The following is an 11,633-nucleotide window of genomic DNA, read 5'->3' on the forward strand; positions in this document are numbered from 1 at the left end:
ACAGTACAGGGACTTCTCTGAATAACAGGGAGAAGAATAACTGTAGATAGAAAGATACAGGAAACACACGGATGAGAGAGTGGATACAGGAAGAACACCGGGAACATAAAATGTATGCCGGTGCAGATGGGGAGGCGATCCCGGAGGAGTTTCGGGAAGCCCGAAATAAGGGACTCTACTATCTCCAGTTTTCCGGAAAAACAGAAAATGAGATGCGTAAGAAGCTGGCGGAACAGGAGCTTTCGCCAGCCTCTGTTGAAGATGCGATCCTTTTTCTGAAACATTACCGGTATCTGGATGATGAGGACTATGCAAGGCGGTATGTAGAGAAAAACGGACATAAAAAGAGTATCCGCCAGATGAAATTTGACCTCCGCCAGAAAGGTGTCAGCGATGATCTGGTGGAAATGATATTCGAGGATATGGAAGTTGACGAGTCTGCCCAGATCCTCGGACTGCTGAGAAAGAAAAACTACGATCTGGAGGAACCGGACCCGGCAAAGCGTCAGAAGATCTACGCGTTCCTGGCGAGAAAAGGCTTTTCTTATGACGCGATCAACAGTGCGATGAAACAGTGGGAGTGAGAAGCTGTTTTTGATCGGTGAACAGGAACTGCAGTGCTGCTTTTCAGAGGCTGAGAGAGCCCGCGGACTGCAGTTCGACAACCTTCGTGGGGATGCACAGAAGTCCCCGGAATGCGGGCATTATACTTGACATAATGCATAAAACAGTTTAGAATTGAAGTGTTGTAATTAGTACAATGAAAACTAAATAAAGGAGGTGCTCCTGTGTCACCAATAATCAGCATGTTGATAGCAGCAATTATTGTGGCTCCTATTACCTGGAAGATAGCTGTGGCTCACCATAAAAAAAGTTACGAGAGTAAGATCGGAAGCGCAGAGGAAAAATCCAGAGAAATAATAGATGAAGCATTGAAGGTCGCCGAGACGAAGAAGAAAGAAGCTCTCCTGGAAGCGAAGGAAGAGAATTTAAAAGCGAAAAACGAGCTTGAAAAGGAAACCAGAGAACGGAGAGCCGAGATCCAGCGTTATGAGCGCCGCGTACTGAGCAAAGAGGAAAACCTTGACAAAAAATCTGAGGCAATGGAGAGAAAAGAATCCAGTCTTGCCGCGAAGGAAGAAACTTTAAGAAAACGTTCTTCCGAGGTCGAGGAATTATTTGCTAAGGAGCAGGAAGAACTGGAGAAGATCTCCGGACTTACCAGCGAACAGGCGAAAGAATATCTTCTGAAATCTGTTGAGGAAGATGTAAAACACGACACTGCAAAGCTTATCAAGGAATTAGAAGCCAAGGCAAAAGAAGAAGCAGACAAGAAAGCAAAGGAATACGTGGTTACAGCGATCCAGAGATGTGCTGCTGACCATGTTGCAGAGACAACAGTTTCTGTTGTACAGCTCCCGAGCGACGAGATGAAAGGCCGCATCATTGGACGAGAGGGACGTAATATCCGTACTCTTGAGACAATGACAGGTGTGGAACTCATCATCGATGATACACCGGAAGCTGTCGTATTATCCGGTTTTGATCCGGTAAGACGTGAAGTCGCAAGAATTGCTCTTGAGAGACTGATCGTGGATGGACGTATCCATCCGGCGAGAATTGAAGAGATGGTGGAGAAAGCGCAGAAGGAAGTTGAAAACATGATGCGCGAGGAAGGTGAAGCTGCGATCCTTGAGGTCGGCATTCACAATATCCATCCGGAGCTCGTCAAGCTCCTCGGCAAGATGAAGTTCAGGACCAGCTATGGTCAGAACGCATTGAAGCATTCCATCGAGGTCGCACAGTTATCCGGTTTACTGGCAGCCGAGATCGGTGTGGACGTCAGAATGGCAAAGCGTGCCGGCTTATTACATGACATTGGAAAATCCGTTGACCATGAGATGGAAGGTTCCCATGTACAGCTCGGATCGGAACTGTGTAAGAAATACAAAGAATCCCCGATCGTTATCAATGCTGTGGAATCTCACCATGGCGATGTTGAGCCGACGAACCTTATTTCCTGCATCGTTCAGGCAGCAGATACGATTTCCGCTGCAAGACCGGGCGCAAGAAGAGAGACGTTGGAGACATACACGAACCGCTTAAAGCAGCTTGAGGATATTACAAACTCCTTCAAGGGAGTTGATAAGTCCTTTGCGATCCAGGCGGGACGCGAAGTGCGCATTATGGTAGTGCCGGAGCAGATCAGCGATGACGATATGGTTCTTCTCGCAAGAGACATATCCAAGAAGATCGAAGAAAGCCTGGAATATCCGGGACAGATCAAAGTCAACGTGATCCGCGAGTCCAGAGTTACCGATTACGCGAAATAAAATTGAAAGCCGTTGCTGTGCAGAGAGGATCTGTATGGCTGCGGCTTTTTTATTTACGCGAACAACGAGCCAAAGTCCGCGCTTGCGCGAGACCTTGGTGACTGTCGCGATAACAAACAGGCACTGCGTGCCTAAGATGCGCACTCGCGCGAAGATGAGGATTGTCGCAAGCGACCGCGCTCGGCGCGAGAATGTGTCGAGATACATTTTTAGGAGGAAATTTCATATGGCAAAAATTGGTTTTATCGGCATGGGAAATATGGGAACCGCGATCATGCGGGGACTTTTAAAGACATATCAGCCGGAGGAGCTGCTTTTTACGAGCGCTCATGAAGCGAAGATGCAGAAGATCACAGAGGAGACGGGCGTTGCCCACGTTTTCACAGCAACCGAGTGCGCAGAGCAGGTAAAATATCTGGTCCTCGCGGTAAAACCTCAGGTTCTTCCGACTGTGTTTAAAGAATTAAACGGAAAGATCCGTAAAAATCAGGTTGTGATCTCCATCGCGGCCGGATATGCGATCGCGGATCTTCAGGCAGGACTCGGAGACGAGGCGAGAATTGTCCGCTCGATGCCGAACACCCCGGCGATGGTCGGCGAGGGAATGTCCGGTGTGAGCTATGATGAGAACCTGTTTACGGACGAGGAAAAACAGGTGATCGACGGTTTCTTCACTTCTTTCGGAAAGATGGAGAAGGTGGACGAGAAGCTGATGGATGTTGTGGGAAGCGCCAGCGGCTGTTCACCGGCATATGTATACATGTTCATCGAGGCGCTGGCTGACGGCTGCGTGAAGAACGGACTTCCTCGCCAGGCTGCCTACAAGATGGTTGCCCAGGCGGTGCTCGGCAGCGCGAAGATGGTCCTTGAGACAGGAAAACATCCGGGCGAATTAAAGGATATGGTATGCTCTCCGGGCGGAACAACGATCGAAGGACTTGCCGCCCTGGAAGAGAATGGATTCCGCGGTGCGATCATCAAGGCCTGCGATGCGAACTTTGAGAAGAATAAGAAATTAAAGGGCTGATTGCTGTAAAAAGAATTCTCCTATTATTCACAGATAATGAGATAAATTGCGAACAAGAAGCAAATCGCAGACAGTTCTATGCAGACATGTCGGATTTTGTGAAATGATTGACTGTGGATCAGAACAAAGCATAAAGTGAGAGGAAATGAAAGAAATATGGAAAAGACAATTCGTTTAAAACGTGAACTTGCCTATACAGGAATGATCTTAAAGATCTACCGGGACACCGTCGTTGCGAACGGGATCGAGGAGGTCTATGACTATATCCATCATGACGGCGCTGCCGCTGTTCTTCCGGTGACAAAGGACGGAAAGATCCTGATGGTGCGCCAGTACCGGAACGCCCTGGACCGCTTTACTCTGGAAATCCCGGCGGGAAAGCTGGATGCGCCGGATGAGCCGAAGATCGAGTGTGCAGCGAGAGAACTTGAGGAGGAGACGGGATTCCGCAGTGAAAATCTGGAATTCCTGATGACGGTCAATACAACGGTGGCATTCTGTGACGAGCGTATCGGTGTCTATATCGCGAAAGATCTGATCCCGTCGAAACAGCACCTCGACGCAGACGAGAGTATCGACGTGGAGGAGTGGGAAGTGAAGGACCTTCTGGATCTGATCTACAGCGGGAAGATGACGGACGCAAAGACGATCGCGGCGATCCTTGCGTATGCCCAGAAGGAAGGAATCCGGTAAGAGCCGGTACTGGAAGACTAAAAAATCAGAAACAATATTGTGGATAAAGCATGGGACTGTGCGCATACACTGTGAAAAAGGAACAGGGGCGGCAGCGCTATGACTGGGATCCGCAGACACCGGAGACTATTGGACAGTCAGTTGTTCTGGCTGTCCTTTTTTTTATTTGTTGGGACTGCAGCGGGAACGATTTTTTGCAATCACATGAGCATGGAGATGAAGAATACGCTGGAACAATGGTTTGCGGGGATCTTTGCGCCTGCGGAGCTGTCGTCAGTGGATTATTACAGCCTGTTCGCAGGCATTCTGAAGAAGCGCTTTGTGTGGATCCTGGTGGGGATCCTGATCTGCCAGACGTCGCTGTCCGGGATCATCTGCTATGCGTCGGCAGTCTGCGTATCGTTTCAGGCGTCAGTGATCGTCTGTGCCCTGACGATGCACAGCGGATTCAGCGGGATCCTGCTCTTTTTTGGGCTGGTCTTTCCACAGGGGATCTTTTATGCGCTGGCGGCGTATCTCTTGTGGATCGTGGTCCGGGAACCGGTGCGGGGGAATGAGCAATCCCGGATCTTGAGTATGATCTTATTGACAGCACTCGGAATCGCAGCAGAGACTTTGATCAATCCGGAAGTTTCAGCAGGAGTTTTTCGGTTCTTTTCGTAGACACAAGTGAGGATGAAGGCACGGAACTGCTGCAAAAAGGTACTGAAAAAGGTTTCCGGGCTGCATGAGTTCCCTGCAAAGGGATTCAAGTGGGAAAAATCCGTTTGATTTTGCCATAAAATGGGGATATAATGTAGAAAAATATTGGTTTTGCCGGGGAAAATAAGGGAACAGTGGATTACAGTGGCCGCAAATGAACGGGGAAAAGGTATGAGAGAGGAAATTCAGACCTTCATCCATTATATGGAGGAGGAAAAGCAAGCGTCAAAAAATACAACGCTTTCTTATCAGAGGGATCTTCTGAAGATGGCGGATTATCTGGAAGAGAACGGGATCACGGAGTGCGGAAAGGTAACAAAGACCGCGCTGAATTCTTATCTCCTTTTTCAGGGAAAAGAGGGAAAGGCGGCATCGACGGTCTCAAGGTCCCTGGCGTCCGCAAAGTCATTTTTCGGCTGGATGCATAGGAGAGGAATGATCCGGAGGGATCCTGCAGAATCGATCCATGCACCGAAGATCGAAAAGAAGGTGCCAGTGATCCTCACAGTAGATGAGGTGACGAGACTTCTGGACCAGCCGTCCTGTGCGAATCCGAAAGAGATCCGTGATAAGGCGATGCTGGAGCTTTTATATGCGACCGGGATCCGTGTGACGGAGCTTGTAAGCCTGAAGCTTTCAGACGTGAATATGGCGGTCGGCTTTATCACCTGCCGGGATGAGCATAAAGAGCGGATGATCCCGTTCGGCCATGCGGCGAAAAATGCGCTGGCGAAGTATCTGGAGGCCTCGCGGGAGACGTTCTTAAAGGGAATGAGTTCGGAACTTCTCTTTACAAACTGCAGCGGAGGAGTCATGAGCCGTCAGGGCTTCTGGAAGCTGATCAAATATTATGGGGAGCGGGCCGGGATCGAGGAGGACATCACACCGCACACCCTGCGCCACTCTTTTGCGGTCCATCTTTTGAGCAACGGCGCTGACATGCGCGCTGTTCAGACCATGATGGGGCATTCCGACCTGGCATCCACGCAGATGTATACGGCATATGCGACGGAAAATACAGTCCGGGAGGCGTACCAGGGGGCACATCCGAGAAAGTGAAAAAACATTTTGCGAATATACACATTCTTCGCAGACAATATACCGATATCGATCGAAACAAACGGCAGAGAACGGAGCCTTTGAGAAAATTTGTCGGCCTGCGCTGACTGGAACACAGAGGCTGAACTCGAATTGAACTAAGAAAAAGAGCACCTATCGTGTTACTGTACACGGTAGGAATTTTCTGAACTGAAAATTCCGTACAATACAGTTGTGGCAGCAGATTTTGCCGATTCGGAATGCGAAGCATCGGCAAAATCCTGTTACAGTGCGCGGGCATGGAGTGCCCGTGTACTGTAACCCTATCATCACAATGTCAGAAAGAAAAATCCCTGAAACATTGATCGTAAGGTGCTCTTTTTATCATTTATTTCTGATCCATTCTCGCCAAGATACTTCTCGCAACGGAAAGTCCATTCGCGGATGCCTGCTGAAGTCCGCGGGTTACGGACGCGCCGTCACCGATGGCGCGGAGACCGTGGATGTTTGTCTCAAAGTCCTTATCGACAACGACCTTGTTGGAATAGAATTTAACTTCCACGCCGTAAAGCAGTGTCTCGTCACTGGCGATACCCGGAGTTACCTTGTCCAGAGCTTTTAACATCTCCTTGATGTCGACCATGATGCGGTGCGGGAGAACTAAGGAAAGGTCGCCCGGAACAGCATCCTTTAAGGTCGGGATGATATTGTTTCTGCAGAGACGCTCCTCTGTGGTGCGGCGGCCTCTCTGGAAGTCTCCGAAGGTCTGGACGAGGATCTTTCCGTCGCAGAGCATGTTGGAGAGCTGGGCGATGTGTTTACCATACTCGATCGGGGTCTTGAACGGTTTTGTGAAGTTCTTGGATACCAGGATCGCGAAGTTGGTGTTGTTTGTCTTGTATTCTTTTGATTTATAAGCATGACCGTTTACGACAGCCAGACCGTTTTCGTAATACTCGGTCGCAACCTCACCGGACGGGTTCGTACAGAAGGTGCGGACTTTATCGTCGAAGGTCGGTGTGTAGTATACGAGTTTTGCCTCGTATAGGTTCTTGTTGAGGAATTCCATGACCTCGTCGCGGACCTCGACACGGACACCGATATCAACGGTGCCGACCTCGGTATCGATTCCGTGGTCGTCACAGATGTGGGAGAACCAGTCGGAACCTTCGCGACCGATGGCGGAGACGATCTCGTCTGCGTAGTATGCCTCGTCTTTATCGGTAATGACACCTTTTGCAGCTCCGTTTTCGATGATGATATCTTTTACCATCGTGTTGAATTCCATGTGGATGCCGTTTGCGAGGAGGTGATCCTGCAGGCGGGTATAAATCTTGTAGCCTTCCTCGGTTCCGAGGTGACGGATCGGGCATTCGATCAGTTTTAAGTTTGCATTGATGGCCTTTTTACGGATCTTGCGGATCTCCTGCTGTTTGTCAACACCGTATACGTTCTGATCAGCGCCGAACTGCAGATAGATATCGTCGGATTCCCTGATGAGCTCTGTCGCCTTATCGTATCCTAAGATCTCCGGCAGATTTCCTCCGACATCCGGGGAAAGGGAGAGTTTTCCGTCGGAGAAAGCTCCGGCTCCTGCAAAGCCTGTGGTGATGGAACATGGTTTGCAGCCAACGCATACTTTTGTTTTTCTCTTCGGACAGACACGTTTCTCGATCGGTCTTCCTTTTTCAATCATCAGAATGTTTAATTCTGGCTTTTCTTTGATCAGCTCATACGCGCAGAAGATTCCGGACGGGCCTGCGCCGATGATGATCACGTCAAAATGTTCTCCGGATTTCATATCACAAGTCTCCTTTCGGGTGAGCATATACGGACACCAGGACAGGGAGCGTTCCTTGCACACCATTCTTTATCGTATCATAGTTCTCCCCGACACGCAAGATGAGAGAAACGAAAATCAGATCATTGATATGGGAAAGAATACCGGCAAAATTGTCTAAAAATTAACGTTAAACAAAAGATTATTAAGTAAAGCACATAAAAGACTTGATTTATTTAATAATTACGTGATAGAATCGACAATATGTTAAGAAACAAATTCAATAAGCCATAGAGGGGAAAGCAGGCATACCTGCGTGAGCAGGTGTGACCGATGAAAAAATTGCAGAGGAGTGAATCATATGAGCAGATTGGAGATCATGTCCCCGACCCGCGCGCGGATCGTGATGGAGGGACTTTATAAAGATCTGGAGAGAAGAATTGAATCGAGCCCGCCTGGGCTCTGTCCTGTTGATATGGCGAGAGCGTTTCTGGAGCTCTGCCACGCGCAGACATGCGGAAAATGCGTTCCGTGCCGGATCGGTCTCGGGCAGTTAAACCAGCTGATCCGTGACGTATTAAACGGAAAAGCGACGATGGATACGCTGGATCTCATGGAGAAGACGGCGCTTTCCATCATGGATTCCGCGGACTGTGCGATCGGCTATGAGGCGGCGAACATGGTCTATAAGGGGCTGATCGGCTACCGCGATGACTATGTGGAGCACATCAAGAAAGGCCGCTGTACCTGTACATACAACCAACCGGTCCCGTGTGTCGCGATCTGTCCGGCCCATGTGGACATTCCGGGTTATGTGGCGCTCGTGGAAGAAGGAAGATATGCCGATGCGATCCGCCTGATCCGGAAGGACAACCCGTTCCCGACGACCTGCGGTTTTATCTGTGAGCATCCGTGTGAGGCGAGATGCCGGAGAAACATGGTCGACGATGCGGTCAATATCCGGGGACTGAAACGGTTCGCGGCAGATTACGCGGGTGTTGTGGATCCGCCGAAATGTGCTCCGTCGACCGGGAAAAAGGTCGCTGTCCTCGGCGGCGGTCCGGGAGGTTTAAGTGCTGCTTACTACTTACAGCTCATGGGACATCAGACGACCGTGTACGAGATGCTGCCGAAGCTCGGCGGTATGCTGCGGTACGGGATCCCGAACTATCGTCTCCCGAAAGATCGGCTGGATGACGATATCAACGCGATCTTAAAGACCGGCGTGGAAGTAAAATATGGCTTAAAGATCGGTGTGGATATCACGATCCAGGAACTGCGGGAACAGTATGACGCGGTGCTCATCACGATCGGCGCCAGCACGGATAAGAAGCTTGGACTTCCGGGTGAGGACGCGGACGGCGTTCTCTCCGCGGTACAGTTCCTGCGGAGTGTCGGAAAAGACGAGATCATCGACCTGACTGGAAAGAAAGTCGTTGTCATCGGCGGCGGAAACGTGTCCATGGATGCAGTCCGCACGGCAAAACGACTTGGAGCGAAGAAAGTCAGTATTTTATATAGAAGACGGAGAATCGATATGACGGCGCTGCCGGGTGAGATCGAGGGCGCGATCGCGGAGGGGATCGAGATCGTGACCTTAAAGGCTCCAGCGTCCTTAGATGTCGGGGAAGACCACAAGATCCATGGCATCTACGCGACCCCGCAGATGATCAGCGCGATCAGGGACGGCCGCGCCAGCGTGAAGCCGACCGGAGAGCCGGATGTCTACATTCCATGTGATGTCCTGATCAAGGCGATCGGACAGGATATCGAGTCCGGACATTTCGAGAAAGCCGGGATCCCGGTATCCCGCGGAAAGATCGTGACCTTAAAGAGCGGTGCATTTGAAAACATGCCGGGCGTCTTCGCGGGCGGCGACTGCTCAAGCGGTCCGGCATCTGTAATTAAAGCGATCGCAGCAGCGAAGGTTGTTGCGGCGAACATCGATGAATACCTGGGTTACCACCACGAGATCACGAGCGGAGTGGAAATTCCGGAGGCGAGCTTAAAGGACAAGACTCCGTGCGGACGTGTGAACTTAATGGAGCGGGAAGCAGGCGAGCGTGTCTGTGATTTCGAGGCAGTCGAGAAGTGCATGACCGAGAAGGAGGCGAAGCAGGAAGCCGGACGGTGCCTGCGCTGTGATCATTTCGGATACGGAATCTTTAAAGGAGGCAGGAGTACATTATGGTAAATATTACGATCGACGGAAAAAAGATTTCGGCAGAGGAAAATATTACGATCATGGAAGCTGCCGAGAAGAACGGGATCCCGATCCCGAAGCTCTGCTATTTAAAGGGGATCAACGAGATCGCGGCCTGCAGAGTCTGTGTTGTGGAGCTGGAAGGAAAGGAAAAACTGATCACCTCCTGCAACAACCTCGTGAAGGAAGGCATGGTCATCCATACGAACAGCCCGAAGGTCCGGAATCACAGAAGAAATACGGTCCAGCTGCTGCTGTCCCAGCATGATAACCGCTGCGTGGTCTGTCCGAGAAACGGAAACTGTGGTCTGCAGCAGGTGGCATATGATCTGAATATTCTGGAAATCCCGTTTAAGCAGGAACCGGAATATCAGCCGTGGGATAAGAATTTCCCGCTGGTCCGTAATTCCGCGAAGTGCATCAAGTGCATGCGCTGTGTTCAGGTCTGTGATAAGATCCAGGGACTCGGGATCTGGGATGTGGAAGGAACCGGTTCCAGAACGACCGTGAATGTCGCAGGACATAAGACGATCGGGGAAGCGAACTGCGCTCTCTGCGGTCAGTGTATCACCCACTGTCCGGTCGGCGCCCTCTCGGAGCGCGACGATACGGAAAAAGTCTGGGAAGCGATCGAAAATAAAGAGAAGATCGTTGTGGCGCAGGTTGCCCCGGCGGTGCGTGCGGCCTGGGGCGAGGAACTTGGACTCTCCGGCGCGGACGCTCCGGTCGGAAAGATCTTCGACGCATTAAAGAGAATGGGCGTCGATTACGCGTTTGATACGGTATTTTCCGCGGATCTCACGATCATGGAGGAGAGCACGGAGTTTATCAGCCGTTTCACAAGCGGCGAACTGAAAGACCGTCCGATGTTCACCTCATGCTGCCCTGGCTGGGTTCGATTTGCGAAGAGCCAGTTTCCGTATATGGTGAACTACCTCTCCACGGCGAAATCCCCGCAGCAGATGTTCGGTGCGGTCATGAAGACATATTTTGCGGAAAAACTCGGAGTTTCTCCGGATCAGATCTTTACGCTCTCCATCATGCCGTGCGTGGCAAAGAAAGGCGAGCGTGAGATGGACCTGTTCTACGGGGAGTATGCCGGACATGATGTCGATGCGGTCCTCACGACGCGAGAACTCGTGAAGATGATCCGCTCCGCCCATATCCGTCCGGATACGCTCGTTGAAATCCCCAGTGACAGTCCGATGCATGGGGGAACCGGAGCGGGCGTGATCTTTGGAGCGACCGGCGGCGTTATGGAAGCGGCCCTGCGCACCGCATATTTCACCTTAAAGGGCGAGAACCCGCCTGCAGACGCGTTCCGTGCGGTCCGCAGTGAAGGATTCCAGGAAAACGCAGGAGTCCAGGAAGCGGAGTTTGAGATCGGAGACATTAAGCTGCGCACGGCGGCAGTCAGCGGCCTTGGAAATACACGGAGACTGCTGCAGCAGATCGAGCGCGGGGAAGTCCACTACGACTTTGTCGAAGTCATGGCCTGCCCGGGCGGCTGCGTCGGCGGCGGCGGACAGCCGATCCACGACGGCGAGGAGCGGGCGTTTACGAGAGGCAGAAAGCTCTATGCGCTGGACGCAAAAGCAAAATTGCGCTACTCCCATGAGAACCCGGATATCAGGGAGATCTACAGCGATTTCTTTGGAAAGCCGATGTCCCATAAGGCGCATATGTTATTGCATACGGAGCATTGGAAAAATAATTAAAGTGTCAGTTAAATTACGGATATAGGAAAAGCACGCAGATGCAAAAACGTCTGCGTGCTTTTCCTGTATCGAAAGATCTTGGATGCTATGCCTTTTGGCGGCTCATGAATGAATATGCGGAGTTTATTTGGCTGCGCTC

At 51.0% G+C, this 11,633-nt stretch carries 9 protein-coding genes; 8 read left to right on the forward strand and 1 reads right to left on the reverse strand.

The window, feature by feature from the left end; genetic code table 11:
• The first annotated feature begins 71 nt into the window (after positions 1-71).
• The 6 genes from ACXMYH_RS01750 (at position 72) to xerD (ending at position 5,814) form a co-directional block, all read left to right on the forward strand.
• Positions 72-584 carry a regulatory protein RecX gene (locus ACXMYH_RS01750; RefSeq protein ID WP_486555403.1) on the forward strand — a complete coding sequence of 171 codons (513 nt, stop codon included), beginning with the start codon at positions 72-74 and terminating at the stop codon, positions 582-584.
• 222 nt (positions 585-806) lie between these two features.
• The gene (gene rny, locus ACXMYH_RS01755) at positions 807-2,333 is read left to right on the forward strand and encodes a ribonuclease Y (protein ID WP_118299048.1); all 1,527 of its coding nucleotides are present in this window, start codon (positions 807-809) and stop codon (positions 2,331-2,333) included.
• A gap of 226 nt (positions 2,334-2,559) precedes the next feature.
• Positions 2,560-3,360 (forward strand): pyrroline-5-carboxylate reductase, encoded by an 801-nt coding sequence (gene proC, locus ACXMYH_RS01760; protein ID WP_405579096.1) that lies wholly within the window; start codon positions 2,560-2,562, stop codon positions 3,358-3,360.
• Between the two features lie 156 nt (positions 3,361-3,516).
• Positions 3,517-4,053: an NUDIX hydrolase gene (locus tag ACXMYH_RS01765; protein ID WP_118321973.1), complete on the forward strand. Its 537-nt coding sequence runs from the start codon at positions 3,517-3,519 to the stop codon at positions 4,051-4,053.
• A 216-nt stretch (positions 4,054-4,269) separates the two neighbouring features.
• Positions 4,270-4,716, forward strand: coding sequence for a hypothetical protein (locus tag ACXMYH_RS01770; RefSeq protein WP_329752146.1), 447 nt, complete (start codon positions 4,270-4,272; stop codon positions 4,714-4,716).
• A 210-nt stretch (positions 4,717-4,926) separates the two neighbouring features.
• Complete coding sequence (gene xerD / locus ACXMYH_RS01775; protein WP_486555404.1) at positions 4,927-5,814, forward strand: site-specific tyrosine recombinase XerD; 888 nt, start codon at positions 4,927-4,929, stop codon at positions 5,812-5,814.
• A gap of 367 nt (positions 5,815-6,181) precedes the next feature.
• On the opposite strand, the gene ACXMYH_RS01780 is transcribed toward xerD, so the two are convergent.
• Positions 6,182-7,594: an NAD(P)/FAD-dependent oxidoreductase gene (locus tag ACXMYH_RS01780; protein ID WP_486555405.1), complete on the reverse strand. Its 1,413-nt coding sequence runs from the start codon at positions 7,592-7,594 to the stop codon at positions 6,182-6,184.
• 340 nt (positions 7,595-7,934) lie between these two features.
• On the opposite strand from ACXMYH_RS01780, the gene ACXMYH_RS01785 reads away from it, so the two are divergent.
• Both ACXMYH_RS01785 and ACXMYH_RS01790 read left to right on the forward strand, forming a co-directional pair.
• Entirely contained in the window at positions 7,935-9,767 is a 1,833-nt protein-coding gene (locus ACXMYH_RS01785; protein ID WP_486555406.1) for an NAD(P)-binding protein, read from the forward strand.
• Positions 9,761-11,494 (forward strand): [FeFe] hydrogenase, group A, encoded by a 1,734-nt coding sequence (locus ACXMYH_RS01790; RefSeq protein ID WP_405579108.1) that lies wholly within the window; start codon positions 9,761-9,763, stop codon positions 11,492-11,494. The genes ACXMYH_RS01785 and ACXMYH_RS01790 overlap by 7 nt, the downstream gene beginning before the upstream one ends.
• Positions 11,495-11,633: the final 139 nt, after the last annotated feature.

The sequence above is a fragment of the Pilosibacter sp. NGB245 genome (assembly GCF_057397225.1).

Bases quoted from the DNA above. Each gene is read 5' to 3' on its own strand.
- ACXMYH_RS01750 (WP_486555403.1), top strand. From the start codon at position 72: ATGAGAGAGTGGATACAGGAAGAACACCGGGAACATAAAATGTATGCC.
- rny (WP_118299048.1), top strand. From the start codon at position 807: ATGTTGATAGCAGCAATTATTGTGGCTCCTATTACCTGGAAGATAGCT.
- proC (WP_405579096.1), top strand. From the start codon at position 2,560: ATGGCAAAAATTGGTTTTATCGGCATGGGAAATATGGGAACCGCGATC.
- ACXMYH_RS01765 (WP_118321973.1), top strand. From the start codon at position 3,517: ATGGAAAAGACAATTCGTTTAAAACGTGAACTTGCCTATACAGGAATG.
- ACXMYH_RS01770 (WP_329752146.1), top strand. From the start codon at position 4,270: ATGAAGAATACGCTGGAACAATGGTTTGCGGGGATCTTTGCGCCTGCG.
- xerD (WP_486555404.1), top strand. From the start codon at position 4,927: ATGAGAGAGGAAATTCAGACCTTCATCCATTATATGGAGGAGGAAAAG.
- ACXMYH_RS01780 (WP_486555405.1), bottom strand. From the start codon at position 7,594: ATGAAATCCGGAGAACATTTTGACGTGATCATCATCGGCGCAGGCCCG.
- ACXMYH_RS01785 (WP_486555406.1), top strand. From the start codon at position 7,935: ATGAGCAGATTGGAGATCATGTCCCCGACCCGCGCGCGGATCGTGATG.
- ACXMYH_RS01790 (WP_405579108.1), top strand. From the start codon at position 9,761: ATGGTAAATATTACGATCGACGGAAAAAAGATTTCGGCAGAGGAAAAT.